The sequence below is a fragment of the Microbulbifer sp. YPW1 genome (assembly GCF_013367775.1).
Lineage (GTDB): Bacteria > Pseudomonadota > Gammaproteobacteria > Pseudomonadales > Cellvibrionaceae > Microbulbifer.
The window spans coordinates 3655559-3681966 of the sequence record NZ_CP055157.1; the positions used below are offsets into that span (position 1 = coordinate 3655559).

Annotated in this window: 21 protein-coding genes and 1 pseudogene; 18 read left to right on the plus strand and 4 right to left on the minus strand. The window is 53.0% G+C overall.

Annotated elements, in window-relative coordinates:
* Window positions 1-41 precede the first annotated feature (41 nt).
* Window positions 42-350 (minus strand): hypothetical protein, encoded by a 309-nt coding sequence (locus HUW35_RS14860; protein WP_181253027.1) that lies wholly within the window; start codon window positions 348-350, stop codon window positions 42-44.
* 204 nt (window positions 351-554) lie between these two features.
* Between HUW35_RS14860 and HUW35_RS14865 the strand changes: the two genes are divergently transcribed.
* The 4 genes from HUW35_RS14865 to HUW35_RS14880 all read left to right on the plus strand — a co-directional run bounded on the left by HUW35_RS14865 (window position 555) and on the right by HUW35_RS14880 (window position 5598).
* Window positions 555-2186: an alpha/beta-hydrolase family protein gene (locus HUW35_RS14865; RefSeq protein ID WP_181253028.1), complete on the plus strand. Its 1632-nt coding sequence runs from the start codon at window positions 555-557 to the stop codon at window positions 2184-2186.
* Window positions 2187-2270: 84 nt separating this feature from the next.
* Complete coding sequence (locus tag HUW35_RS14870) at window positions 2271-3512, plus strand: lipoprotein-releasing ABC transporter permease subunit (RefSeq protein ID WP_181253029.1); 1242 nt, start codon at window positions 2271-2273, stop codon at window positions 3510-3512.
* A 59-nt stretch (window positions 3513-3571) separates the two neighbouring features.
* The gene (gene lolD / locus HUW35_RS14875) at window positions 3572-4321 is read left to right on the plus strand and encodes a lipoprotein-releasing ABC transporter ATP-binding protein LolD (protein WP_181253030.1); all 750 of its coding nucleotides are present in this window, start codon (window positions 3572-3574) and stop codon (window positions 4319-4321) included.
* Between the two features lie 8 nt (window positions 4322-4329).
* The gene (locus HUW35_RS14880; protein WP_181253031.1) at window positions 4330-5598 is read left to right on the plus strand and encodes a lipoprotein-releasing ABC transporter permease subunit; all 1269 of its coding nucleotides are present in this window, start codon (window positions 4330-4332) and stop codon (window positions 5596-5598) included.
* A gap of 6 nt (window positions 5599-5604) precedes the next feature.
* On the opposite strand, the gene HUW35_RS14885 is transcribed toward HUW35_RS14880, so the two are convergent.
* On the minus strand, window positions 5605-6141 hold the full coding sequence (locus tag HUW35_RS14885) for a DUF2062 domain-containing protein (RefSeq protein WP_181253032.1): 537 nt from the start codon (window positions 6139-6141) through the stop codon (window positions 5605-5607).
* 444 nt (window positions 6142-6585) lie between these two features.
* Here HUW35_RS14885 and HUW35_RS14890 point away from each other — a divergent pair, with 444 nt between their 5' ends.
* From HUW35_RS14890 to HUW35_RS14950, 13 genes and pseudogenes are all read left to right on the plus strand, one after another.
* Window positions 6586-7320 carry a GntR family transcriptional regulator gene (locus HUW35_RS14890; protein ID WP_181253033.1) on the plus strand — a complete coding sequence of 245 codons (735 nt, stop codon included), beginning with the start codon at window positions 6586-6588 and terminating at the stop codon, window positions 7318-7320.
* A 34-nt stretch (window positions 7321-7354) separates the two neighbouring features.
* Complete coding sequence (prpB, locus tag HUW35_RS14895) at window positions 7355-8233, plus strand: methylisocitrate lyase (RefSeq protein WP_160153775.1); 879 nt, start codon at window positions 7355-7357, stop codon at window positions 8231-8233.
* A gap of 58 nt (window positions 8234-8291) precedes the next feature.
* Window positions 8292-9416 (plus strand): 2-methylcitrate synthase, encoded by a 1125-nt coding sequence (prpC, locus tag HUW35_RS14900; RefSeq protein WP_181253034.1) that lies wholly within the window; start codon window positions 8292-8294, stop codon window positions 9414-9416.
* A gap of 180 nt (window positions 9417-9596) precedes the next feature.
* Window positions 9597-12197: a Fe/S-dependent 2-methylisocitrate dehydratase AcnD gene (acnD, locus tag HUW35_RS14905; protein WP_181253035.1), complete on the plus strand. Its 2601-nt coding sequence runs from the start codon at window positions 9597-9599 to the stop codon at window positions 12195-12197.
* Window positions 12194-13375, plus strand: coding sequence for a 2-methylaconitate cis-trans isomerase PrpF (gene prpF, locus HUW35_RS14910; RefSeq protein WP_181253036.1), 1182 nt, complete (start codon window positions 12194-12196; stop codon window positions 13373-13375). Before acnD ends, prpF begins: the two co-directional genes overlap by 4 nt.
* Before the next feature lie 458 nt (window positions 13376-13833).
* Entirely contained in the window at window positions 13834-16017 is a 2184-nt protein-coding gene (locus tag HUW35_RS14915; RefSeq protein WP_219932584.1) for an NERD domain-containing protein, read from the plus strand.
* Between the two features lie 172 nt (window positions 16018-16189).
* Complete coding sequence (locus HUW35_RS14920; protein WP_181253037.1) at window positions 16190-17335, plus strand: hypothetical protein; 1146 nt, start codon at window positions 16190-16192, stop codon at window positions 17333-17335.
* A 378-nt stretch (window positions 17336-17713) separates the two neighbouring features.
* Window positions 17714-19006 (plus strand): helix-turn-helix domain-containing protein, encoded by a 1293-nt coding sequence (locus tag HUW35_RS14925; protein ID WP_181253038.1) that lies wholly within the window; start codon window positions 17714-17716, stop codon window positions 19004-19006.
* Window positions 19007-19186: 180 nt separating this feature from the next.
* Window positions 19187-20185 carry an SMEK domain-containing protein gene (locus HUW35_RS14930; RefSeq protein WP_181253039.1) on the plus strand — a complete coding sequence of 333 codons (999 nt, stop codon included), beginning with the start codon at window positions 19187-19189 and terminating at the stop codon, window positions 20183-20185.
* Between the two features lie 265 nt (window positions 20186-20450).
* Complete coding sequence (locus tag HUW35_RS14935; protein WP_219932586.1) at window positions 20451-20750, plus strand: transposase; 300 nt, start codon at window positions 20451-20453, stop codon at window positions 20748-20750.
* Window positions 20751-20926: 176 nt separating this feature from the next.
* Window positions 20927-21010, plus strand: a pseudogene (locus HUW35_RS18770) (transposase); the annotation flags it as partial.
* Between the two features lie 10 nt (window positions 21011-21020).
* A complete protein-coding gene (locus HUW35_RS14945) occupies window positions 21021-21701 on the plus strand; it encodes a DUF998 domain-containing protein (RefSeq protein WP_181253040.1) in 681 nt (226 codons plus the stop codon).
* Window positions 21702-21825: 124 nt separating this feature from the next.
* Window positions 21826-22917 carry a hypothetical protein gene (locus HUW35_RS14950; RefSeq protein WP_181253041.1) on the plus strand — a complete coding sequence of 364 codons (1092 nt, stop codon included), beginning with the start codon at window positions 21826-21828 and terminating at the stop codon, window positions 22915-22917.
* A gap of 59 nt (window positions 22918-22976) precedes the next feature.
* Here the strand turns inward: HUW35_RS14950 and HUW35_RS14955 are convergent, their stop codons facing one another.
* Entirely contained in the window at window positions 22977-23576 is a 600-nt protein-coding gene (locus HUW35_RS14955) for a hypothetical protein (RefSeq protein WP_181253042.1), read from the minus strand.
* Window positions 23577-23951: 375 nt separating this feature from the next.
* Between HUW35_RS14955 and HUW35_RS14960 the strand changes: the two genes are divergently transcribed.
* Window positions 23952-24632 carry a DUF998 domain-containing protein gene (locus HUW35_RS14960; protein WP_181253043.1) on the plus strand — a complete coding sequence of 227 codons (681 nt, stop codon included), beginning with the start codon at window positions 23952-23954 and terminating at the stop codon, window positions 24630-24632.
* Between the two features lie 677 nt (window positions 24633-25309).
* Here HUW35_RS14960 and HUW35_RS14965 read toward each other — a convergent pair.
* Complete coding sequence (locus tag HUW35_RS14965; protein WP_181253044.1) at window positions 25310-26092, minus strand: OmpW family protein; 783 nt, start codon at window positions 26090-26092, stop codon at window positions 25310-25312.
* Window positions 26093-26408 lie beyond the last annotated feature (316 nt).

Sequence of the window (26408 nt, forward strand, 5' to 3'; positions counted from 1 at the left end):
CGGGGAAGGGCGGGGCCAGTAACGGCCCGCCCGGATATCCTTCAGCCCCGGTGCTTCTTCACCGTATGCAGGGCGACATCCCATTCAAAATACACATAAAACTCCGGGTACTCCCAGCGGGTAATCGCCGGTTCACCCACCGGGCCCTGAATGCCCAGCGGTTCGCCCAGACGCGCCGTCACTTCGTCCTTCTTGAGTCCGCGTACTTTCTCGACATAGGTATCGCTGCTTTGCGATCCCACCGGGACTTCCAGGGTCTCGGCGTGGATGCTGGTAGAGGCAGTGGCAGACAGGGCAAGGCAGGCAGCGCCAGCCAGTGCGGGAATCTGTTTGCGGAGTCTGCTGAACATGGGTTCTTCTCCGAATTATGTTGTTCTGAATGTCGGTCATTAAAGCAGATATTGTGCCCAAACATGCGGATTTCTTCACGTTTTTCCCGCCGCGTGGGTCCTTGAGCGAATGCTTGGCCCAGTCAGGCCCTGGGCCGGCCGCGCCGGGTGGGGCAGTACCGCTGTGCTAGGCTGCAAGGAGATTGACTCTTTGGACAGTCACACATGCAATGGCGACGCTTCTTCTCCACAGCGGGCCTGCTGGTCGGCACTCTCTTCTTTGCGCTCTCCCTGACACCCTCGCTGATTCCGCGCGAGGGCATGGTGCAGGGTGTGATTTCCGGTGTCTCCATGGCGGCGGGCTACGGTATCGGCGTGCTGCTGGTGTGGCTGTGGCGTTACTTTGAGCTTCCTTCTGTGGGCGCGCAAGCCACCCGTGTTTTGCGCTGGCTGGCCGCTGGCGTGTGTATCTTTCTCGCGCTGGGATTCCTGTGGCAGGCCACGCATTGGCAGAATTCGGTGCGCGCGCTGATGGGGCTGGAGGAAGTCTCCGGGGTGCGGCCGATTACCATTGCCTTGTTCACCGCACTGGTATTCCTGCTGTTCCTTGGTCTCGGCAAGCTGTTCAAGCGCCTGTTCGGGTTTGTATCCGGCAAGCTGGCGCATCGCGTGCCGCGGCGGATCGCCGGAATCCTCGGGCTTTTCGCCGCCTTCGGACTGTTCTGGGCGGCGATCAACGACGTGCTGCTGACCGCTGCACTGCATCGGGTGGATGGTATCTACCAGCGGCTCGACGCCGGAATCGAGCCCAGTATGAAAGCCCCCACGGATCCCCTTAAGGCCGGCAGCTCTGCTTCGCTGATTTCCTGGAAGGATATGGGGCACCAGGGGCGGCGCTATCTGGCGCTCGGGCCAACCGCCAAGGATATTGCCGAAATTACCGGGAGCGCCAAGGATCCCATCCGGGTATACGCCGGGCTCAACGCCGCAGATACACCCGAGGAGCGCGCGCGGCTCGCGCTGGAAGAGCTCAAGCGGGTAGGGGGCTTTGAGCGCTCGGTGCTGATCCTGATCACGCCCACAGGTACCGGATGGGTGGACCCCGGAGCCATCAACTCCGTGGAATACCTGTTCGGCGGGGATATCGCCAGCGTGGCAGCGCAGTACTCATACCTGCCGAGCCCGATCGCGCTGATGACTGAGGACGCCTACGGGCGGGAGTCCGCGGAGGCGCTGTTCCGGGCTGTCTACGGGCACTGGAGCGCAATGCCCCGTGATACGCGGCCAGACCTGTACCTGTTCGGGCTCAGCCTGGGTGCGCTCAATTCCGATCGTTCATTTGATTTCTACGACATCATCGACGACCCGTTTCACGGTGCCTTGTGGACCGGCCCACCGTTTCGCAGCGATACCTGGCGCGAGGTAACCGCCAAGCGCGACGAGGGCTCGCCGGCCTGGTTGCCCGAGTTTCAGGGCGGCGCCGTGGTCCGCTTTGGCAACCACTTTGGCGGCTATGACAAGGGGCAGCGGTCCTGGGGCAGATTCCGCCTTGCATACCTGCAACACGGCAGTGATCCCATCGTGTTCTTCGATCCCGCCGCAGTCTGGCGTAGGCCGGCCTGGATGCAGCAACCGCGGGCGCAGGATGTGTCGCCGGATCTGCAGTGGTACCCGGTGGTAACCATGTTGCAGCTGGCAATGGATATGCACGCCGGCATTGCCCCAATGGGCTTCGGGCACAGTTACGCGCCGGCGGATTATGTGCGGGCCTGGCACCGTCTTACCGAAGTCGAGGGTTGGGATGAGCGCAAGCTGAAGCAGCTGAATGAAAAGTTGCTCAAATGGAATCCGAAATGATTGCTGCGGTCCAAGTTGTCAGCAGCTGCGCGAGATGTGCGTAAATCCTTGGATTTCTTGGCGTTTTTCCGCTTAAATCAACCCATGATAAAACCAGTTCCCCTCTATATCGGCCTGCGCTACGTGGCCGCCCGCCGTCGGCAGCAGTTTATTTCCTTTATTAACGGATTTTCCCTGTTGGGCATGGCACTGGGTGTGCTGGCGCTGATTGTGGTCACCTCCGTGATGAACGGCTTCGACCGGGAACTGAAAACCCGGATTCTGTCCGTGGTGCCGCACGGTTTCGTGATCAATGACGACGGACTTTCCGATTGGCAAACCGCCGCGCAGGCGGTGCGCGAGCAACCCCATGTTGTGGCGGCCAGTCCCTTTGTGCGCGGTTTCGCGCTGGTCGGCGCCAATAACCAGTCCCACGGAGTTGAGTTCCAGGGCGTGGACCCGGTCGCCCTGCGCGAGGTGTCCGCCGTCGGCGAACACATGCTGATGGGTAGCCTGGATGCCCTGGCATCGCGCAGCTACAACATCGTCCTCGGGCGTATTCTCGCCCGCCAGCTGGGGGTTATTCCCGGCGATTCCGTCATTCTCACCCTGCCCGAAGTCACCATTACCCCTGCGGGTATCTTCCCGCGCACCAAGCGTTTTACCGTGGCCGGTGTGTTTTCCGTGGGTGCCCAGGTGGACCAGAATATGGCGCTGATGCATCTGGACGATGCCGCGCGCCTGTTGCGCATGCCCGGCAAGGTGCAGGGCCTGCAGCTTAAATTCGACGACATGAACAATGCGCTCGGCCGGGTTGAGGGCTATGCGGCCTCCCTGGGCGAAGGCTTTGAAGGCGAGGACTGGAGTCATTCCCAGGGGAGCCTGTTCCAGGCGGTGAAAATGGAGAAAACCGTTGTCACCCTGATGCTGATGATCATCGTCGCCGTGGCGGCGTTCAATATTGTGTCTGCGCTGGTGTTGATGGTGGCAGACAAGCGCTCAGATATTGCAGTGTTGCGCACCCTCGGTCTCACCTCCCGGCAGATCATGGCGGTGTTCGTGGTGCAGGGCAGTGCCATTGGCATTATCGGCGCCCTGATCGGCGGTTTACTCGGCACGCTGATTGCGCTCAACCTTACCGATCTGGTGTCGTGGATCGAGAGTGTGGTGGGCGCGCAGATTTTTGATCCGCGTGTCTTCTTTGTCAGCTTCCTGCCATCGGAATTCCGCACCGGGGATGCGGTTATGGTGTTGAGTGCCGCGGTCATCATGAGCCTGCTGGCCACACTGTTCCCCGCCTGGCGCGCCGCACAGATCGAGCCGGCAGAAGCGCTCCGCTACGAATAAACAAGACAAAACCGGCGCGGGGCACAGCCCCGCCAGCCAAAAGGTAAATGAATCATAAGATGAATAGCCAAGTGGAAATACACCCGGAAGAGTCTCACCCGCAAGCCGCAGCGGACGTGGTGTTGGCGTGTCACACGCTCACCAAAACCTATCGTCAGGGTGCCAACCAACTGGACGTGCTACGCGGCGTGGAATTGCAGGTGCCGAAAGGTGAGCGCCTTGCCATTGTCGGCGCTTCCGGCTCCGGTAAATCGACCCTGCTCAATTTGCTCGGCGGGCTGGATACGCCGACCAGTGGCGAAGTGTGGGTGGGAGGAAAAAATCTCGCCGCACTGAACGCCAACGAGCGCGGCTGGCTGCGCAACAGTAGCCTCGGCTTCGTGTACCAGTTCCACCACCTGCTCAATGAATTCACCGCGCTGGAAAACGTCGCCATGCCGCTGCTGATTGGCAAGCGCTCGGTGTCTGAATCCCGCGCTGCCGCGCAGGAAATGCTCGAGGCCGTCGGGCTCGGCCAGCGGTTAACGCACAAGCCGGCGCAGCTGTCCGGTGGTGAACGCCAGCGCGTGGCCATTGCCCGCGCCCTGGTGGCACGCCCGGCGTGCGTATTGATGGACGAACCCACCGGTAACCTCGACCGCACCACGGCAAAGGAAATTCACAACCTGATGGATCGCCTGAACAGCGAAACCGGTATCAGTTTCGTGATCGTCACCCACGACCCGGATCTCGCCGGCGCGCTGGATCGCTGTCTGCACCTGGTAGACGGTCAGTTGATCGAGGGTTGGCAACAGGGCGATGGTGTCTAGGTCGCATTATGTTTAAACCATTACCTGCCTTTATCGGCCTGCGCTACGCGGGCGCCCAGCGCAGCGAAGAAAACTCCGCGGGCCTGGTGTCGTTTATCTCCGGACTTTCCATGATCGGCCTGATCCTCGGTGTGGCCCTGATGATCGTGGTGATGTCGGTGATGAACGGTTTCGATCGCGAACTGCGCGAACGCATTCTCGGCATCATGCCGCACGCGACGCTCTACAACGCGAGCCCGGACATGGACTGGATGCAGGTACGCGAGCGCGTAGCGGCGATTCCGGGCATTACCGCGGCAGCAGAGGTGTGGCAGGTAAACGGCCTGGCGCGCAATGGCCTGGAGGTTACCCCGCTGCTGGTGCAGGGCGTGAATCCGCAGACCATCGTGAATGTGTCGACAATCGGTGAGTTCTTGCAGCCCGACAGTTTTGCTGCGCTCACCAGTGATCCCGCCGAGCCCGGCATCATTCTCGGGCAGGGCATTGCCGATAAACTGGAAATCGCCGTGGGCGAGCAGCTATCGGTAATCGTGCCGCAGAATGGCACCAGCGAAACCGCTGGCCGCACCTCCGCACAGCTGGCCGGTTTCCGCGTGGTCGATATTTTCCACTCGGGGACCGCACTTGACCATTCCCTGGCTCTGGTGGATTGGGCGCAGGCCAAATCCCTGGCCGGTGGCGCTGGTGGTGCCGGCGTGCAGATGCGTATGCAGGATATGCTGGGGTCCTTCGCGGTATTCCGGCAGGTCATGGGGCAGATGCCGGAGCAGGGCTATTACGGCAGCGACTGGACCGGAACCCACGGCAACCTGTACCAGGCGATTCAGATGTCGCGCAATCTGGTGAGCCTGCTGGTATTCCTGATCATCGCCATCGCCGCCTTCAACGTGGTTTCCACACTGGTCATGGTAGTGATCGACAAGCACGGCGATATCGCCATCCTGCGCACCATGGGCGCCAGTACCCGCGAGATCCTACTGACCTTCGTCAGCCAGGGCGCGCTGGTTGGTCTTATCGGGGTGCTGGTGGGCGGAATACTCGGGGTGATCGGCTCGCTGCTGGTAACCGATGCGGTATCCGGGCTGGAATCGCTGTTCGGTATCCAGTTCCTGAAATCAGACGTGTATCCGGTGGACTACCTGCCGTCGGAACTGCAGTGGGGAGATGTGGCACTGGTAGTGGGCGCAGGGTTCCTGCTGAGTCTCATTGCTACCCTGTATCCCGCGTTGCAGGCGAGCCGGGTGCAGCCCGCAGCGGCGCTGCGCCAGGATTTCTAACGGGCTTTAATTCGTTTCGCTGAGTTGGGCCTTGCGCTGTGCCAGCCGGGCCTTCCAGCGTTTCACCACATGCCAGCGCCAGATTGCCTGCATGGCAAAGTAGGCTACAGCGGCAAAGAAAATGCCGCACAGCAGAGAGCCGGAAAACAGCGGCAGCCAGATTCTCCCCACTTCCTCCGTCAACCACTCCCACGACAGTTCGATCCTGAACGGCATATGCGGTGTGCCCAGCATCCACGCGCCCAGCTTGTAGGTGCTGTAGAAGATGGCCGGCATGGTGATCGGATTGCTGATCCACACCAGCGCCATGGAAAGCGGCAGATTGCAGCGAAACCACAACGCGAGCACCGCGGCGATCAGCATCTGGCCGGGCAGGGGAAGGAAGCTGGTGAAAATGCCCACCGCAAAGGCGACGGAAACCGAGTGGCGGTTCAGGTGGAACAGGTTGGGGTCGTGCAGCAGGGTACCGAGAATCTTCAGGCCGCTGTTGGCACGCACTTGTTCGGGAGTTGGCAGCCAGCGCCTGATAATACTCTTAGGCATGATTCAAATCTGCTCGATACTCTCGACTGGGGGTTCCGGAATCTGACCAAAATGGCCCCGTGGATACTCTATATAAGGATAGAGTGGTAGGGGCTGTGTGTGGCCATCGGTGATGACCGCAGCAGTCAGTGCGGGCGCTATTATGCCCATATCACTTTTTCAAGACTACCATTCTTACCACCTCAGCCTTAAGGCAAGTCGTGGCGCGGTTTTCCCGGCGACTCAGCGCCGCTCAGTGCAGCCGCCAGGCGCATTCTTATCTTCGTTGCACTTCCTGTGCCACCCGTGACCTTCCGGTCAGCCTCAAAATGCCAATGTGTTGACAGAAAATGCGGTTGACGCGAGAAAACTGGCTATTTAAGCTCTCTAACCCTATAAAGTGTCGACAATCTGAAGTCGAGGCCAAAATCAGCCGTTGCTGAATTGCTTGCGAGGCGAGAGAGAATGGAAGGCCAGATCAGTAAACCAACCGCAACCGATGCCAAGGCTGCGTCCGCTGCTGCGGATTCGGGCAAGGCCGTGCGCGGCTCGCAAAGCCTGGCCGATCGCCTGTTCCTCACCCTGCGCAGCGAAATCGTCGAAGGGCGTATGGCCGCCGGCAGCAAGATCAGCGAGCCGGAACTGGCGCGCCGTTTCGATGCCAGCCGCGGCAGCCTGCGCGAAGCCCTGATGCGGCTGGAATCCCTCAGCCTGATCGAGCGCCGCGTCAATGTCGGCGCACGGGTGGTAGACCTCACCGAGCGCGGCCTGTTGGAAATCTACGATGTGCGCGAAGCCTTAGAGGGCATGGCCTGCCGCCTGGCGGCGGAAAACCGCTCCGAAGACGACCTCGTGGAACTGCGCCAGATGCTCGAACGCCACGAGCAGCAGGAAGAGCTGCAGAAGGGCACCGCCTATTTCCAGCCGGAAGGGGATTTCGACTTCCACTTCCGCATCGTGCAGGCCTCCCACAACGACCTGCTGATCGACACCCTGTGTAACAAGCTCTACTACCGCGTGCGCATGTACCGCTACCAGCTCGGCATGGCCAGCCCGCGCGCGCACCGCGCCTTCCGCGAACACAGCCACATCATCGAAGCCATCGAAGCGGGCGACGGTGAACTGGCAGAAATTCTTATGCGTCGCCACATCCGCGCGTCGCGTAGCAATATCGAAAACAAACTTTCCAAACAGAACTAATTAGCCCAGCAGAATTAACGAGAGAAGAAAGCTTATGAGCAGACCAGAATCCGCCGGCGCACGCTTTCGCCAGGCCCTGAAAGACAACCAGCCACTGCAGGTAGTGGGCACCATCAACGCCTACACCGCGATCATGGCCGAGCGCATCGGCCACCAGGCGATCTACCTGTCCGGTGCTGGCGTTGCCAATGCCTCTTACGGTCTGCCGGACCTGGGTATGACCAGCCTGGACAACGTGCTGGAAGACGTACGCCGCATCACCGCCGCCACCAATCTGCCACTGCTGGTGGATATCGACACCGGCTGGGGTGGTGCATTCAATATCGCGCGCACCATTAAAGAAATGATCCGCGCCGGCGCTGCTGCAGTACATATCGAAGACCAGGTCGCCCAGAAGCGCTGTGGTCACCGCCCGAACAAAGAGATCGTTTCCAAAGAGGAAATGGTCGACCGCATCAAGGCCGCGGTAGACGCGCGCACCGATGACGACTTCTTCATCATGGCCCGTACCGATTCCTTCGCCCAGGAAGGGTTAGAGGCCGCCATCGACCGCGCCCAGGCGTGCATCGAAGCCGGCGCCGACGGCATCTTCGCCGAAGCCGTGACCGAACTGGAACACTACCGCGCGTTCAAAGACGCACTGAACGTGCCGATCCTCGCCAACATCACCGAGTTCGGCAAAACCAAGCTGTACAACAAAGCCGAGCTGGGCGAGTCCGGCGCCGACATGGTGCTGTACCCGCTGTCCGCCTTCCGCGCCATGAACAAAGCCGCGGAAAACGTCTACAGCAGCATCCTGAAGCAGGGCGACCAGCAGGCCGTGGTCGACACCATGCAGACCCGCGCGGAACTGTACGACTACCTGAACTACCACGAGTTTGAAGACAAGCTCGATGCCTTGTTTAAAAAGTAAGAGCTCAAGAAGTAAAAATTCTTAAAGAAATAATTCGCGAGAAAAGAGGATATTAAAGATGGCAGAGAAAAAAGTTGGCGGAGCAGGCCTGCGCGGCCAGGTAGCTGGTAAAACCGCACTGTCCACCGTAGGCGTATCCGGCTCCGGCCTGACCTACTGCGGCTACGACGTAAAAGACCTGGCAGAAAACTGCGAGTTCGAAGAAGTCGCCTACCTGATTTTCAACGGCGAACTGCCCACCGCAGCCCAGCTGGCGGACTACAAAGGCATCCTCAAAACCATGCGCGGCCTGCCGCAGGCCCTGCGCGAAGTGCTCGAGCGCATCCCCGCAGACGCACACCCGATGGACGTCATGCGCACCGGCTGCTCCATGCTGGGCAACCTGGAAGGCGAAGAGTCCTTCGACCAGCAACAGGACCGCGCCAACCGCCTGCTGGCCGCGTTCCCGTCCATCATCTGTTACTGGTACCGCTTCACCCACGACGGCGTGCGCATCGAAACCGAAACCGATGACGACTCCATCGGCGGCCACTTCCTGCACATGCTGCGCGGCGAAAAGCCCAACGACCTGCACGCACAGGTAATGAACGTCTCCCTGATTCTGTACGCAGAGCACGAGTTCAATGCGTCTACCTTCACCGCGCGCGTGTGTGCATCCACCCTGTCTGACCTGTTCAGCTGCATCACCGGCGCCATCGGCTCCCTGCGCGGCCCGCTGCACGGCGGCGCCAACGAAGCAGCCATGGAACTGATCGAAAAGTTCTCCTCTGCCGACGAAGCAGAAAAAGAACTGATGGGCATGCTCGAGCGCAAGGAAAAGATCATGGGCTTCGGTCATGCGGTCTACACCGAATCCGACCCGCGCAACGCCATCATCAAGCAGTGGTCCGAGAAACTGGCTGCCGACGTTGGCGACGACGTGCTCTACCCGGTATCCGCGCGCTGTGAAGAAGTCATGTGGCGCGAGAAGAAGCTGTTCTGTAACGCCGACTTCTTCCACGCTTCCGCGTACCACTTCATGGGCATTCCCACCAAGCTGTTTACGCCGATCTTCGTCATGTCCCGCGTAACCGGCTGGGCCGCCCACGTATTCGAACAGCGCGCCGACAACCGCATCATCCGCCCGAGCGCGGAATATGTCGGTCCGGAACTGCGCAAGGTGACCCCGATCTCCGAACGTTAAGTTCGATCGGAACTACATAGATTGATGCGAAGGCGCTGATGACGGGTAGCCCTTTGCAGGACTGTCGAAAAGAGGGACCTTTTCGACAAGCCCCCATGGATGGGTTCACGGCGTGTCCTGCAAAGGGCTGCCCGTCAGCAGAGCCGCCACTCAACGACCCGACTGACTGGGTGACCCCAAATGAACACCGAATTCCGCAAAAAACTCCCCGGCACAGACCTGGATTATTTCGACACAAGAGAAGCAGTCGAAAACATCCAGCCGGGTAGCTATGAAAAACTGCCGTATACCTCCCGTATCCTGGCAGAAAACCTAGTGCGTCGCTGTGAGCCGGCAATGCTCACCGACGCCCTCAAGCAGATCATCGAACGCAAGCGCGACCTCGACTTCCCCTGGTTCCCCGCGCGCGTCGTCTGCCACGATATTCTCGGCCAGACCGCCCTGGTGGACCTCGCCGGCCTGCGCGACGCGATTGCAGAGAAGGGCGGTGACCCCGCCAAAGTAAACCCGGTCGTGCCCACCCAGCTGATCGTCGACCACTCCCTGGCCGTCGAACACCCCGGTTTTGAGAAAGACGCGTTCGAAAAGAACCGCGCCGTGGAAGAGCGTCGCAACGAAGACCGCTTCCACTTCATCAACTGGACCAAGACCGCGTTTGAAAACGTTGACGTGATCCCGCCCGGCAACGGCATCATGCACCAGATCAACCTGGAGAAAATGTCTCCGGTGGTGCAGCAAAAAGACGGCGTGGCCTTCCCGGATACCTGCGTGGGCACCGACAGCCACACCCCGATGGTCGATGCGCTCGGCGTAATCTCCGTGGGCGTGGGCGGCCTCGAAGCCGAAAGCGTCATGCTCGGCCGCGCCTCCTACATGCGCCTGCCCGACATCGTCGGCGTCGAGCTGACCGGCAAACTGCAGCCCGGTATCACCGGTACCGACATGGTACTGGCCCTGACCGAATTCCTGCGCCGCGAGCGCGTGGTGGGTGCGTATCTCGAATTCTTCGGTGAAGGCGCCTCCAGCCTGAGCCTGGGCGACCGTGCCACCATCGCCAACATGACGCCCGAATACGGCGCCACCGCCGGCATGTTCGCCATCGACGAGCAGACCATCGACTACCTGAAACTCACCGGCCGCGACGACGAGCAGGTAGCCCTGGTAGAAAAGTTCGCGAAAGAAACCGGTCTGTGGGCAGACAGCCTGAAGAATGTCGAATACGAGCGCGTACTCAAATTTGACCTCTCTTCTGTGGGCCGCAACCTGGCCGGCCCGTCCAACCCGCACGCATTGCTGCCGGTTTCCGAACTGGCCAACCGTGGCATCGCCAAAGAGTGGAAGGAAGAAGAGGGCCTGATGCCCGACGGCGCGGTGATCATTGCCGCGATCACCAGCTGCACCAATACCAGCAACCCGCGCAACATGATTGCCGCGGGCCTGATCGCGCGCAACGCCAACAAGCTCGGCCTGACCCGCAAGCCCTGGGTAAAAACCTCCCTGGCACCCGGTTCCAAGACCGTAAAAATGTACCTGGAAGAAGCCGACCTGTTGCCGGAACTGCAGCAACAGGGCTTCGATGTGGTCGCGTTTGCCTGCACCACCTGTAACGGCATGAGCGGCGCGCTGGATCCGAAAATCCAGAAAGAAGTGATCGACCGCGACCTGTACGCCACCGCCGTACTGTCCGGTAACCGCAACTTCGACGGCCGTATCCACCCCTACGCCAAGCAGGCCTTCCTGGCCTCGCCGCCCCTGGTAGTGGCCTATGCGATCGCCGGCACCATCCGCTTCGATATCGAAAAAGATGTACTGGGCCACGACAAAGACGGCAACCCGGTCACCCTGAAAGATATCTGGCCGAGCGACGAAGAGATCGACGCGATCGTCAAACAGAGCGTGAAGCCCGAGCAGTTCCGCGAGGTCTACATCCCGATGTTTGACCTGAACAAGGCCGAAGCAGAGAAGGGCGAGCCGCTGTACGACTGGCGCCCGATGAGCACCTATATCCGCCGCCCGCCGTACTGGGAAGGTGCGCTGGCCGGTGAGCGTGCGCTGAAAGGCATGCGCCCGCTGGCAGTGCTGGGTGACAACATCACCACCGACCACCTGTCGCCGTCCAACGCGATCCTCGCCAGCAGTGCCGCAGGTGAATACCTGGCGAAAATGGGCTTGCCGGAAGAGGACTTCAACTCGTACGCCACCCACCGCGGCGATCACCTCACCGCCCAGCGCGCCACCTTCGCCAACCCGAAACTGTTGAACGAAATGGTGCGTGACGAAAACGGTGCAGTGAAGCAGGGTTCTCTCGCGCGTATCGAGCCGGAAGGCAAGGTCACCCGCATGTGGGAAGCCATCGAAACCTACATGGACCGCAAGCAGCCGCTGATCATCATTGCCGGCGCCGACTACGGTCAGGGTTCCTCCCGCGACTGGGCCGCCAAAGGTGTGCGTCTGGCCGGTGTAGAAGCGATCGTCGCCGAAGGCTTCGAGCGCATTCACCGAACCAACCTGATCGGCATGGGCGTACTGCCGCTGGAATTCCAGCCGGGCACCACCCGCGAAACCCTGGGTATCGACGGTACCGAAACCTTCGACGTACTCGGCGACCGCACCCCGGGTGCAACCCTGACGCTGCTGATCCACCGCAAAGACGGTGAGACCGTGGAAGTCCCGGTCAAATGCCGCCTGGATACCGCGGAAGAAGTCTCCATTTACGACGCCGGCGGTGTACTGCAGCGCTTCGCCAACGACTTCCTCGAAGCCGAGGGTGCCGCGCAATGACCGCTTTTGCCCCTCAGATAAAAGTGCCCGCCACCTATATGCGTGGCGGCACCAGCAAGGGCGTGTTCTTCCGCCTGCAGGACCTCCCGGAATCCGCACAGGTTCCGGGCGCCGCGCGCGACAACCTGCTGCTGCGGGTGATCGGCAGCCCCGATCCCTACGGCAAGCAGACCGACGGCATGGGCGGGGCCACCTCCAGCACCAGCAAAACCGTCATCCTGTCGAAGAGCGAGCAGCCGGAGCACGACGTGGATTACCTGTTCGGCCAGGTCTCCATCGACAAGCCGTTCGTGGACTGGTCCGGCAACTGCGGCAACCTCACTGCCGCCGTCGGTGCCTTCGCCATCAACAGCGGTTTTGTGGATGCAGCGCGCGTGCCAGAGAACGGTATCTGCACCGTGCGCATCTGGCAGGCCAACATCAAGAAAACCATCATCGCCCACGTACCCATCACCAATGGGGAAGTGCAGGAGACCGGTAATTTCGAACTGGACGGCGTCACTTTCCCCGCGGCCGAAGTACAGATCGAATTCATGGACCCGGCCGACGGCGAAGGCGCCATGTTCCCCACCGGCAAGCTAGTGGACGACCTGGAAGTACCCGGCGTCGGTACCCTGAAAGCCACCATGATCAACGCCGGTATCCCGACTATCTTCGTCAACGCAGCGGATATCGGTTATACCGGCACCGAACTGCAGGAAGCCATCAACGGTGACGACAGGGCGCTGGCCATGTTCGAGACGATTCGTGCATATGGCGCAAAGGCCATGGGCCTGATCGAAAAGGTGGAAGAGGCAGCCGCTCGCCAGCATACCCCCAAGGTCGCGTTCGTCGCGGAGCCGAAGGGTTATGCGGCCTCCAGTGGCAAGCAGGTGGCGGCAGGGGAAATCGACCTGCTGGTGCGCGCGCTGTCCATGGGGAAACTGCACCACGCCATGATGGGCACCGCTGCGGTGGCCATCGGCACCGCCGCTGCCATTCCCGGTACCCTGGTCAATCTGGCCGCTGGGGGAGGGGAGCGCAATGCTGTTACCTTCGGCCATCCATCCGGCACCTTGCGGGTCGGCGCGGAGGCGGAAATCGCCAACGGGCAGTGGACTGCTACCAAGGCCATCATGAGTCGCAGTGCGCGGGTTCTGATGGAAGGGTGGGTACGAGTGCCTGGAGACTGCTTCTAGCCACATCGCGTCGGACCCGTTATCAGCGGGGGAATTTCTGACGCTGACTCTGGATGTTCGGGAAAGCGAGCCTCGTGCGGGGCTCGCTTTTTTTGTGCTTGAAAGGTTCTGTACAAAAATCAGGCAAAATAGGGTGGGGAATCGCTAGATCAGCAGCGGGAGTCACTGAATTGATTTGGATGAGGCTAGGTCATTGACTTAAAAGGCAATTGAAATACTATCGAATGCAGGTCTATCCACAACTATAAAGACGCTCTGAACCATAATTTCCAGAAATATCTTTCACGTACGGTTTTCATGTTGATTTTACTGGATTTGGTAGTCGGTGCGCTGGGGGCTCAGTTGCAGAGGTGCGAACTATATAGGCGCGTCATTTGAATAATTTGTTAAACGTCAACGATCAATTGATGAGTAGCGCTCTCCAAATACCATGCTCAATAAAGCTCTGAGGAATAATGATGCTAGATGAGTCAAAAATTAGGGAAGAGAAGGAAATTTTCACTGAGCTAGAAAATTTATGCTCATCTCCTGGCTATATATATGTAATTGCATTCTTCTGTTTTAAAGACACATTTATACACACAGCAGGAGAAGGCTTAACGGCGGAAACACTGTCTCAACAGTTTGATAAATCCAGATTATCCCGTACAGAGTTGTCTTCAATTATTGGGTTGATGTGTAAGGGCGAAGTTAGTCTTGAGCCGATATCTAGAGAGGAATTAGAAAGTCTAGCGTCAAAAACATGGCATTTATTAGAAGATCTACATCGAAGCTTCTTAGGTCCAGTTGACTTAAAAGCGTTTTTGTCCGGACAGGTGAGCGCAGAATCGTCAAAAAGTCATTTCATGAGAGAGGCCATTTTCTATGCGGGAGAAGGTGTATATAAACATCAGTACAGAGATTTGGCTAAACTGCGTTACAGGCGAGACGCGCAATGGATTTTAGAGAACAAAGGTTTTCACTTTGATGATGTAGGAAAAGTGTTTGGAGCAATTGAGAGTCTGCAGTTAAGTAAAATTAATAAGATGGTTAATGAGTCCAGGAGCTTGATTCTGGATAACTATCTTCCTATGTTCCAGTTTAACATTATGGAGCTGACAGCTCTTTGTGGTTTAGAGTCAGAATATGTTGCGTTAATTATCGAAGCGTTTTCTTCTGAAATTAATGAAGGAATGGATGGGTTTAATAGCGTCGATGATTTTAACTATAAGAACGCATTTCCCATTCTTAAGCTAGAAGAAGATAGCTATGTTTCATTTCAGGGGTATAGCATTTGGGAGTCTCAATATGAAAGTCCTTTCTTTTGGTTCAACTCAGACAAAAGGTATAGGAGTCTTGCAAGTAAAAATAGAGGAGCTTTTACTGAAGACTTCACGGCCGAAAGGTTGTCAGAGGTTTTCACTGAAAACAATGTGTATACAAATATAGATATATTTGACGGGAAGAATAAAGCTGCTGAAATTGATGTCTTTGTTGTATTTGGAAACGCAGCAATTGTGATTCAGGCTAAATCAAAGAAGCTAACAATTGATGCTCGCAAGGGAAATAGTCTGCAGCTAAAGGAAGATTTTAAAAAGGCCGTTCAAGACGCCTACGATCAGGCTTATTTATGCTCAACCCTGTTAGATAAAGAAGGTGTGGTACTCAAAAATACTGACGGGGATATGGTACACCTAAGGAATAAATTCGACGCTATATATCCTATATGCGTGGTTTCGGACTATTACCCGGCTCTTGCGGTACAAGCTAGAAATTTTCTTAAATATAAGGCTTCAGGCAAGATTAAAGTGCCATACGTTATGGATGTATTTCTTGTTGATCTTCTAGCTGAAATCCTTGATACCCCTCTGTTTTTTCTGGATTACATTAGGAAAAGAGCGAGTTTCGGTGAGTCAATTTTATCTAATCACGAGCTGGTAATACTCAGCACCTATCTTAAGCAAAACCTCCACTTTGACGATAATCCCGACTTGGTAGTATTAGAGGATAATATTTCTTCAGATTTGGAATTGGCTATGCTCGCAAGAAGAGAGGGTGAGGACTGCCCCTCAACTCCTCCAGGCATGCTCACAATTCACCAGGGAACTCACATAGGATCCATAATTGATGATATAAAATGTTCTGAGGAATTTGGATTACTTAACTTGGGCTATCACTTTCTTTCTTTGGGCGGTGAAAGTATTGGCGCACTTAATGATGCAATTGAGAAAATGATTCGCTTGTATGAGAAGGATAAAAGACATCACGATATAACAGCGCCATCAGTAGAACAAAAAACCGGCCTGACAATCCACTGCAACGAAGATCCCCTTGATTTAGCCTATAAGAAGTTGATCACACACTGTGAAAAGAGGAAATATTCAGTAGCAGCAGAGACCTGGCACGGTGTCAGTTTTAGTCCTTTGAGAAGACGGTTTAGATTTGCAACATATCACGCCTCTCCACATCAGCAATCTGCTGAAATGGATGGTCTCGTATCGGATTTACCTTCTTTAGCTGATGCTCGCAAGATTGAGAACGGGAAATTTAAATTTTCCTCAAGAAATAGCGCAATAAATAAAGTTGCAAAAGTTGGTCGAAATGAAAGGTGCCCATGTGGCAGTGATAGAAAATACAAAAAATGCTGTTTAGGCAAATATTAAAAATTTGGAAAATCTCTCTTTTAATTAGAGCGAGTGGAGTCAGATAAATTTTGTGGCATAAAGTTGATTCAACGTGTGTGATGCCAACATCGTGATCTGGCCCATTGAGTTGACCTGTGATGCGTAGAAATTGCTTGCGGAGTTGGGGCACTAATGAATCGAGTCTAGATAAATGAACCTAGAAGATAAAATTAATGGTCTGAACGAGCACTTCTTTTTTAAGGAGTTCACATATTCTAAAAATACCTTTAAGCGCCCGGATGGCCAAGAGGTTGAGATCGCTGATAGCATTGTTTACTTGGACGAAATATCGTTTATTTTTCAGCTCAAAGAACGAAATAATACTTTTCATAGCACTGAAGAAAAAGAAAGGAAATGGTTTAAGAAAAAAGTGCTTAAATTGGCAACGAAACAAATAAGGGATACAGTTTCGTACATTAGAGACTATAAAAATGTTGTCCTGTCGAATAATAAGGGACACTCTATTGATATCTCGCTAGATAAATTGAAATCCCCTCACAAAATAGTGATTCATAAATCCTCTGAACTCCTTCCTCAAGACTGTCAGAACACAAAATTTCACATTAGTGATTCTGTGGGTATTATTCACATTGTGCAGGAGCATGACTATCTTGGCTTGGTACATTATTTGTTGACTCCTTCTGAGGTTTTTGAGTATTTTTTGTTCAGAGGCATGCTGGTTTATAAGCACGGTAATAATGTTAATTCTATTCCAGAGCCAGCTTTGCTTGGTCAGTACTTGGCCGGCGATGAAGAAAGTTCACCTTCAGTGAAGTTCATGCAGCACATTGCTCAACTTAATAGAGAAGTAGAATCATGGGATATGACTGGTATTATTAAGCTATTCCCAGACAGAATGGTCGGTGAAGGGGGAGCTACGGATTACTATTTCATCGTAAAGGAAATCGCTAAGCTAATGCGGAACGAGCTTTCCGCATTTAAGCAAAGGTTTATGCTTTCTTGGAATGCAGCAAAAGGCGATGAATCTGTTCTGCCTTATAGATTTCTGGTGCCTAGATGTGAATGTAGCTTTCTATTTCTTCCTTTACCTCGAAGCGAAAAGGAAAATCGCCGAGATGCACTTATAAATTTTACCTATGCAAACAAGTACGATCTCAAATCAACCAAGGCTATCGGTGCTTCATTCGTTGCCTCGGGAGATGGTTGGCAAGATGTTGAATGGTGCTATATAGAATCGCCTTGGGTTCAAGATGATGAATTTGATAAGGTACTTAGGGAAAACTATCCTTTTCGAGAAGTAAAAGAAAAGAGAATTGGTCGTTATGGTTTCGATTAAAGGTGCTTAATATGTGGTTGAGGCAGATCAGAGATATCGCATTTGTTTTGGATCCCGTTTATTTTTGAGTTCTTTTATTTTCAAATTTTTTCGATAATTGTGGTCAGAGTAATTTTTTGTCGCTATATGGAACAGTTGGTTTAGGTAGCAAACCTTTACTGTGGCCCGAAATATCGATTTGCGTGCATCGGATTGAGGTCCATATAGGCCAGTCAAATATCGGGGTGGCACTTTATGCTACCATGGGTCCGCTGGTAAAACCTTACTCTGATTCCAAGATTTCCAGATCGATTTTGACCGACATAGTTTTTAATTCAAATGGTAGTTATGCCTCTAACACAACTGAACAACCTGCGAGAGTACGAGCTAATTGAGCGAATGGCCCTTTTTACCGATGTGAATGCAGTCGTATCAGGTGTTTTTCGAGGTGTCTACACAGAGAATAATAATCAATGGTCAATGCTGCTAGGCGTAATTACGCTGGATGGCAGCATGGACTGCAGGAAATTATCCCCTTGTCATTATAAGTATCCGAAGTATCAGTTTGTTTGCCGGTCAATAGTGGGATCGACGTTGGCTGAGTTGATCAGGGGGCTTGAAGGCAATGCTGGTCTGTCCATTTTTGGCATTCCCGACTTGGGTAAACGAGAATCTAACCTGACCTGGACAGAGAGTTTAATTCCAAGTCACGCTCATGAGGAGATGGTTCCCATCCGACGCCTCTCCTCCCGTGTATGCTCCGATGTGCATTATCACGATAGTAAGTTGGTGGCGTATGGTATGCCGTTTCACCGGTCGGCGTTTTCATTTATAAAAGAGTTCTTTGGATGGGATAAATTTCACGGTTCTAGTGATGGCAGAAAAGGTGAGCTTTTCATTGACATTCCCGATCGGCGAGGCCGCCTAGTTCTATCTGAAGAAGATATTTCTTTTCACTGTGGCGATGACGATGAGTTATCAGTCGTGGGTGCCATTGACGGCGATCAAGTTTCCTTAGTGAGCCCACAAGATAAATATTATTTCGAGCAGGAGAAAGCCCTGGATGTAGAGCTATGGTTAGTGACAAACACCAATGAGATTGTTGATTACTGCTCTTCAACCGAATGGGAATATCGATATGGCAAAGAATTGAATAACACTGATCGAACACAGCTATTGGATACTATTTCGGCAGGAGAAAGTGAACACTGCGAATTTAAGACATACATCGATCTCGTCAATAAAGACACTAAAGCCTTTGAGTTGGAAAAAACGGTATGTGCGCTTTCCAACCACCAGGGTGGCAAGCTGTTTATTGGTGTAGATGATGAAACCCTCATTGTTGGGATTAATGAGAGATGCAAGAAAGGTTATAAATGTCTGCCTAGAGAAGCTGCAGAGTCCTACCAAAAAGCTGTTGAGAAGCGCTTGCAGGAGTCACTGGCCAAGAATAAATGCTTCAACACCTTCCTCATCGAACATAATGAGCTTATTGTTCTAGTCGTGAATGTACACAAATCCAATGGCCTCAATTATCTAGTTTCAACAAGGGATGCCTATATCCGGCGTGGTGCCTCTTCACAGAAAATGACACCGACAGAGATTCAGGCTTTTCCTGCTGAGCGAGATGCGTTCGGGCGTGAGTTTTTCGCGACGGAATTCAGCGCAGAGTGGGTGCCTACTGATGGCTAGTATTCAGTATTGGAGTCCGATATTGGGCTCGGAGTAAAATTGTGACGTTCCATGCCTCTATGGAATCTACTGTCGAAAAGATTGGACTGACTCAAACATTCTACAAGTATCTGAGCTATATAGGCGCGCCTTATGAATAAACTGTTAGGTGGTATTTAGGCGCATGAGTAAGGATTTATTATGACAATTAAATCAGCAAAGAATTTTGAAGAGATCGTAATGTATCTATCTGTGCTTAGATACATATTTAAATCTAGAAGTAAGCGCGGTTTATATGATTTAAATAAGCAAGCAGAGCCATTTTTTAAAAATCTATTCAATCTCATTTATTCTTGGGATCTTATGGATTTGAATGAAATACAAAATAATTATCCAGCTATAGACTTAGGCGACAAGAAAGAAGGGGTTTGTGTACAGATTACTGCCGAAAGAGGGTCGCCAAAAATAAGAAGAACCATAAAAAAATACAATGAAAAGATGTTGTATAAAGAATATGGACGATTAGTTTTCTTTATTCTTACAGACAAAAAGGCGTATTCATCTGAATTTGACACAAAAAATAAATTTGAGTTCAGCAAAGAGCGTGATATATGGGATATAGATGATGTCTTAGAGGTGGTTGAGAATGCTGATTTTGACACCATAGAATCAGTACACTCCTTTCTAAAGAAAGAACTTTCATCTATAGTCAGGCTGCTAGCCGATAAGGGTAGTTTGCTTTCGCAAATAGAAGATATCAACGGTATCCAGCCCAAAAACTCATTGGGTTTTTTACGACATTTGGAGTTCGATGCGGATGAATTAGAGCAAGGACACACCGAAGTCTTGAATCTCTATAACAAGATAAATGCTCTATCTATTCGAAGCCGAGAATATTTATATGTCTTGTTGACTAGGGCTCACACTGAAAGTGTGTTTGGAGGTGATAGGTTTTATGCTCTTCCTGCAGATATAGAAAGCTATGCGGGATTGTCAAGAGACGAGGCGGTAGAAGAATGTCAGATCTTGGAAGCGAATAACTTGGTTTATTTTGAGAATGAAGATTATCCACCAAGAATAGAGATATTTCGTCCCATGGATGTTGGCATTGATATGTTTGTCATGTTGAAAGAGTATCTGGATGAAGATAGCTTTAAGAGCCTTATCATCAAATGTGACTTTAGTAGCCTGGATGGCTAGCGAAGTGCTTCACTTGAAAATAAATGGGGACAGATCAACATTATGCCGTTAATTGAATTGGGTTCGTTAAACGCAAATATTATGATTTGAACCCATTTCTCTTGCGCTGTTTGTACGGTGAGGGTATTCACCTGACTGTTGCCTCGTAGGTTCTGTCTAGTTTCAAATAAATGGGGTCAGATCAACATTGTGACATCCATTTTCACCGGCTAGGGTTTTACATCCGTTAGTCTATGGCCATAGCATAAAGGGAAGGGAAAGCTCGATGGCCAGATTACCGCGCCTCGGGCCTGCAGGGATTCCGCAACATGTTATACAGCGGGGTAACAACCGGCAGGTTTGCTTCTGTTCAGAACAGGACATGATCGCCTACGCTGGTTGGCTAAAACAGTATGCAAAGAAATTCGATATTCAGGTACATGCCTGGGTGTTGATGACCAATCACGTCCACCTGCTGGTAACCCCGCAGTCTGATCAGGGTGTTAGCAAGATGATGCAGGCCCTTGGGCGTATTTACAATAAATGGGGTCAGATCAACATTATGACACCCATTAGCACCCACTGAGTTTTCCTTCGATTAGTCTATGGCCATAGCAAAAAAGGAAGGGAAAGTTCGATGGCCAGATTGCCGCGCCTTGGACCTGCAGGGATTCCGCAGCATGTCATACAGGGGGCAACAGCCGGCAGATTTGCTTCTGTTCAGAGCAGGATATGATCGCCTAGGTCGGTTGGCTAAAACGGTATTCAAAGGAGTTCGATATTCAGGTACATGCCTGGGTGTTGATGACCAATCACGTCCACCTGCTGGTAACTCCGGACATATGAGGTTGGGTTCATGGATGGGAAACCACTAGACACAGAAATTGATCACCACACGGCTAAATTGATCGTGGGATTGATCGCTTTGTCACTGGCGAGTTTTACGGACTTTCTGACGCCTGGGGTCAGTATTAGCTCGATTAGTCTGTCATATCATTTAACGGATAATGCCCGAGATGTATTCGTTGGATCTCTCTGCGTTATATCGGCTTTTCTCTGGTCGTATAATGGCTATTCCTTGTTTCAAGCTGTCTTAAGTAAGGTCGGAGCTGTCGCTGCCGCGGCAGTGGCTTTTTTTCCGTGCGATTGCTTTGCAGGTCGGGGTATTGAAGTGGTGGATAGAGAAACCACGGTGGCTGGGATTGTCCATACGGCATCGGCAATTTCAATGTTCATTATCCTTGCAATTTTTTGTTGGCTGTTTTATCGGAGAGCTAAAGAAAAAAACTCTAAACAGGCGAAGATTAGGGGGCTAATTTATAGAATTTGCGCTGTAGCTATTGTTGGCGCAATGGTCGTGCAGTTGCTCGATTCTCTACAGTGGGTAGATTTTAGCGGTATTACTCACCGGTTGACTTACTATGTCGAAGCGACAGGTTTGTTTGCCTTTGGTATTGCCTGGGTGACAGCTAGTCGCATGTTGCCATTTATTACTAATGAAGATGAGCACATAAAAATCGAGCTTTCTGCAAGGTAACTGATTTTATGCGGTTGTGTTCATTTCTCGGTATTGGTTATTTTCTGTTCTTTTGCGAGTAAATTCAGCGGCGATTCAGTTGTGTCGGGTTAGAAAGCAGGTGTGAATCCAAGGAAAACGCACCATGCGCCAGATCCCATACCGATTACTCGCCGCTCTCACCATCACTTTGACGCTCGGTGGCTGTGTCACCTACCCAGCTACGCCGGTGGTCGTCGGGAACACCTATGTCCGGAAGGCTCCTCCGGTTTACTCCTATTCAGTGATCACTGATCCCGGCTATCGCTACTACGACGATACCCTCGGCGTTTACGTATTCTACGACCGTAGCGACGTTTTCTATCGACAGGGGCATTACTATCGTTGGCACCATGACCATTGGATCAGTGCCAGTCACTGGCGTGGCCCCTGGTATCCGGCCCCGAATCTGTATATCTCGGCAAACTTCAACGATCGCTGGCATACGCGCTTGCGCCGCCACGGCCATCGCTATGCCGGAGGACACCACGACAGACCGCCGCGCCGGCACGGACATAACGACGGTTACAAGCGGCGGGATTCGCATGACGGTAACGCGCATCGAGATGATCGTCGTGGGAAGGGCCTGGATCGTCGTGAGAAGGGCTGGGAACGTCATGAGAGGGGCCAGGATCAACGTGAGAGGGTCCGGGATCGTCGCGAGTTGGTTCTGGACCGTCGTGAGAAGGTTCGGGATCGTCGTGAGAAGGGCCTGGATCGTGGCCGAGGCGGCGAACATGGGTTTGCTGGCATAGCCGAGCCCAAGCGGCGGGCGCTTCAGGTGGAGAATCGGAGCGGGGATCGCCGTGTTGAACGCCGGAATCCTCCTCGAAATCCAAGTCGGAACGAGCGCGCAGTGAAATTTGCGGACAAGCCAACCGGCAATCGCGGCCCACGAGTTGTCCCTGCAGTAGAGCGTCCGGCAACTGATCGCCGCACGGTGCGTGAGAAGCCCAAGCAACAAAATAAGCGCAGCCATCCCAAGCCCCAGCGCAATGCGCCAAAAGATCGCCGCAATGAATCCGCAAAGGCAGCTCCGCACGAGGAGGGCGAGCAGCCAAAGAACGAGCGACCAAAGAAAAAAGAAGCGGAAAAGAAAAAGAAGTCCCAAAAGAAAACGGATAAGCGCGATGAGGTGCGCATGGTGCGTGAGCCGCTTAATGGCCGGTTCAATGAAGCTCGCCGTCGGATCGATTGATTCTGTCCAGAAAATAGGGCGCCGAAGCGCCCAAATAACAGCTGAAAGGGAGGTCGCGATTACTTATTGCTATTCGCGCTTTTAGCACCAACGAACATCGCAAATAGCCGAATGCCGATAGAAATTAAAATCAGCATACTTGGCGCCGTAAGATCAGGCATCGTCTTTAATTGGGAGATTTCTCTTTGAATGATCATCGTTTGATGAGGGTTGGACTGGTGCTTCGAGATCTGGCTGACGTTTTGCTTAAGTAATTTATCGAATGACTCAATTTCTCCCGCAAGCATATCCAGGAGTTCCATTTCGTTCTTGCCTTCCGTTGGTAGCTTTCTCATGTCCGCGTTAATCGCATCACCAATTTTTTTCCATTCTTTAGCGAGGAAGGCTTCAAGCGATGAGAGCGTCCCTAGCTTCGAGTTCACGGATTGATTGGTTCGATAGGCGTTGTGTCGATGGGTGTCGGCCGCCATTATTCTACCAAAGTGCTGTACGCTATGTTTAGCGCTATTCAGGTTCCGGCTGATTATGGAGAGTTGATCCAGGGCATGAGCCAGAGTCTGATTCCAGTTCGGTTTTTTATCCTTATTCTTAATCGCATCCAGAGCAGTGTTAACCAGTCGATTCACCTGTTCCTTGGTCGCGTGTTCGTTAATAGACATATCCTTTTATCCTCATAACGTCGTTGAGGAATGTGTTCTTTCTCTCTGATTTGATACGAATGTGCCACATTCCATTTTTTCTTAGATGAAAACGTAAATTCTAAACTAAATTAGCCAGAGGGTATTTATCGGAAGGCTATGATTTTCGTGAAATCTGTGCTTCTTGCCTAACTCTCGAGGCGTGAAGGATTTGAAGAAAATATAGGATGATAGCTGAATTTTGTGACACCCATTCGCACCCGCTGATTTTTTCATCCATTAGTCTATGGTCATAACAGTAAGGGAAGAGGGAGATCGATATTCAGGTGCATGCCTGGGTGCGGATGACCAATCGCGACTACCTGCTGGTAACTCCGGACGTATGAGGCTGGGTTTATGGATAGGAAACCACTAGACACCGAGATTGATCACCACACTGCCAAATTGATCGTGGGATTTATCGCTTTGTCACTGGCGATTTTTACGGACTTGCTGACACCTGGGGTCAGTATTAGCTCGATTAGTCTGGCATACCATTTAACGGATAATGCCCGAAATGTGTTCGTTGGCTCTCTCTGCGTAATATCGGCTTTTCTCTGGTCGTATAATGGCTACTCTTTGTTTCAGGCAGTCTTGAGTAAAGTCGCAGCAGTCGCTGTCGCAGCGGTGGCATTTTTTCCATGCGATTGCTTTACCGGTCGGTTTGATGACGGCTCAACTCGAGAAGCTACGGTGACCGGGATTGTCCATACAGCCTCGGCAATTTCAATGTTCATTATCCTCGCAATTTTTTGTTGGCTGTTTTACCTGCGAGCGAAAGAAAAAGATTCCAAAGAGGCGAAGGTTAGGGGGCGAATTTACAGAATCTGCGCAGTAGCCATGGTTGGCGCTATGGTCGCACAGTTGCTCGATATCCTGGACTGGGTAGATTTTAGCGGTATTACGCAGCGACTGACTTACTATGTCGAAGCGACAGGATTGATGGCATTTGGTGTCGCGTGGATGACAGCGAGTCGTATGTTGCCATTTATTACTAATGAAGATGAGCGCGTAAGAATCGAGCTTTCTGGGAAGTAAGCAATCGTGCCCGACGGTTGGCAGCGTTGGGGTTCCCGACCTTTGGCCGCGAGGAAGCGGCCATTTGTTCGGCTCGGAAACCCTGACTGCGATTTTCTACACCAGGTGGTTGAACTGGTTGCTGCTGCGCCTCTCGTTGCCGTGCGCGTCACGCTCGGTTGGCTGATTGGTATAGAAGTCCCGCGGCGAGTCATCGCTCTGAGCAAAGTTGCCGCCCCCCGAGAGGGTGGCCTTTTAGCAATTGCCTTTTTTTGCCTGTCCCGGTGGGCAGTGCCCCCGACTGCCGCCGACAATGACGCTAGGGACTAATATCTTGGCAGGTTTCATTTCCAGGCTTGGGCCAACAACTGCGCAGCCGTTAAGAAAAGCGGATGCGCACAGGATCAGAGCGATTTTCAGTTTCATGGGAATGCTGTCGTAAGTGAATTTGCCCGCCATGCTAAAGCCGGCGTGGCAGGAGATCTATTTGTCTTACGGGCTTTTGCCCCGATTTGAGGGCCGTTTCTCACTGCAATCCTTCCGAAGGTGCGGCTGTTCACAGAGCGAGCGCGGAGTCTGGCACAGGTATGAGTTCGGCTCAGGCCGAAGGGTTTGGCGGGTACAAAGACTCGGACGGTCTTTTACAGACACAAAAATGGGCGCCGAAGCGCCCGAGATAATCTGCCGAATCCAGAGGGTCAGAAGGAGAATTTATATCCTACTGACAGATTGAGCGTCCACGGATCATAGATGTAGTCACCGGAATAGGACTCAAACACCGGCGCTACTCCCGCGGGCGGTGGGACGTCATCCAGAAGCTGTAACCGCATATCGGTCATGGACCGCGAGTAAATCGCGGCGACATTTACCAGCCACGAACTATCGCGTCCGAAATTGAAATCCATACCCGCTTGCCAGGTATAGCCCCAGGAGGAACCCAGATCGAAGTTGCCGCGCAGGCCAAATTCGGCAAGGTCTTTCCGCGCTGCGCGATTAAGGCCGCTTTCACCGAAGTCGGTATAGCTGATTCCGCCACCTATATAAGGCTGGACCATACAGGTCGCATCCAGGGGGTAGAATTTCAGGCTTGCGGTACTGATGTTGGCATCAAAACTGACAACATCACGATAAGCGACATCGTCGAAACCGAGGGAGAAAAAGCCGTCACCGTGACTGCTATTATGTTTGTCGCCGTCCATATAGCCAAGTTCGATGCCCCAGTGCTCTACCGGTTTCCACTCGAAGTTGAGATACCAGCCCCACTCGGAACCGGGATCGACGTTAGAGCGAAATGCATCGAAATACCGGTAGGTATCGTCGACAAAGCTAACCTCGTCATCGCCTGCGGAAATATAGTATCCGCCAACACGGACGATAAAGTCCTGTGGTCCGGTCAAGCCGAGGGGGTTGGCCGAGGCGGTAGTACTCAGTGCCAAAACCAGCGGTGCCAGGATGGGTGAAAATTTCAATATCCGTTTCATTCAAGGTAACTCCATATATACCCATTGAATCAAAAGTGTAATACAGCCCTTTTCAGTAGATTAAAAAACAACCAACTTTGCATGCCAAAATCGCACCCGTTGACATGAAAGGGGATTCAAATAGTATCGAGAGAAGTGGTACCCAGGTGCGCAAAGTGCTTTTCTGGATGCCTTTCGGGAGGCAACTTCATTTATTGCAGTTGGTTGATTATTAGCCAGCTTTGGCTCCTTCACGTAGCTTTCACATCCCGGCGACTTTTTGGTTACATTGGCGTTGCTAGCCTCTCGGCGTTTCATCAAATAAAAACGGCCAATG

Coding starts and splice junctions, on each gene's coding strand:
- HUW35_RS14920 (WP_181253037.1), top strand. CDS start 16,190: ATGAACCTAGAAGATAAAATTAATGGTCTGAACGAGCACTTCTTTTTT.
- HUW35_RS14950 (WP_181253041.1), top strand. CDS start 21,826: ATGCGCCAGATCCCATACCGATTACTCGCCGCTCTCACCATCACTTTG.
- HUW35_RS14965 (WP_181253044.1), bottom strand. CDS start 26,092: ATGAAACGGATATTGAAATTTTCACCCATCCTGGCACCGCTGGTTTTG.
- HUW35_RS14865 (WP_181253028.1), top strand. CDS start 555: ATGCAATGGCGACGCTTCTTCTCCACAGCGGGCCTGCTGGTCGGCACT.
- HUW35_RS14960 (WP_181253043.1), top strand. CDS start 23,952: ATGGATAGGAAACCACTAGACACCGAGATTGATCACCACACTGCCAAA.
- HUW35_RS14955 (WP_181253042.1), bottom strand. CDS start 23,576: ATGTCTATTAACGAACACGCGACCAAGGAACAGGTGAATCGACTGGTT.
- HUW35_RS14880 (WP_181253031.1), top strand. CDS start 4,330: ATGTTTAAACCATTACCTGCCTTTATCGGCCTGCGCTACGCGGGCGCC.
- HUW35_RS14925 (WP_181253038.1), top strand. CDS start 17,714: ATGGCCCTTTTTACCGATGTGAATGCAGTCGTATCAGGTGTTTTTCGA.
- HUW35_RS14945 (WP_181253040.1), top strand. CDS start 21,021: ATGGATGGGAAACCACTAGACACAGAAATTGATCACCACACGGCTAAA.
- HUW35_RS14915 (WP_219932584.1), top strand. CDS start 13,834: ATGCTAGATGAGTCAAAAATTAGGGAAGAGAAGGAAATTTTCACTGAG.
- prpB (WP_160153775.1), top strand. CDS start 7,355: ATGAGCAGACCAGAATCCGCCGGCGCACGCTTTCGCCAGGCCCTGAAA.
- HUW35_RS14885 (WP_181253032.1), bottom strand. CDS start 6,141: ATGCCTAAGAGTATTATCAGGCGCTGGCTGCCAACTCCCGAACAAGTG.
- HUW35_RS14860 (WP_181253027.1), bottom strand. CDS start 350: ATGTTCAGCAGACTCCGCAAACAGATTCCCGCACTGGCTGGCGCTGCC.
- prpF (WP_181253036.1), top strand. CDS start 12,194: ATGACCGCTTTTGCCCCTCAGATAAAAGTGCCCGCCACCTATATGCGT.
- HUW35_RS14870 (WP_181253029.1), top strand. CDS start 2,271: ATGATAAAACCAGTTCCCCTCTATATCGGCCTGCGCTACGTGGCCGCC.
- prpC (WP_181253034.1), top strand. CDS start 8,292: ATGGCAGAGAAAAAAGTTGGCGGAGCAGGCCTGCGCGGCCAGGTAGCT.
- acnD (WP_181253035.1), top strand. CDS start 9,597: ATGAACACCGAATTCCGCAAAAAACTCCCCGGCACAGACCTGGATTAT.
- HUW35_RS14930 (WP_181253039.1), top strand. CDS start 19,187: ATGACAATTAAATCAGCAAAGAATTTTGAAGAGATCGTAATGTATCTA.
- HUW35_RS14890 (WP_181253033.1), top strand. CDS start 6,586: ATGGAAGGCCAGATCAGTAAACCAACCGCAACCGATGCCAAGGCTGCG.
- HUW35_RS14935 (WP_219932586.1), top strand. CDS start 20,451: ATGGCCAGATTACCGCGCCTCGGGCCTGCAGGGATTCCGCAACATGTT.
- lolD (WP_181253030.1), top strand. CDS start 3,572: ATGAATAGCCAAGTGGAAATACACCCGGAAGAGTCTCACCCGCAAGCC.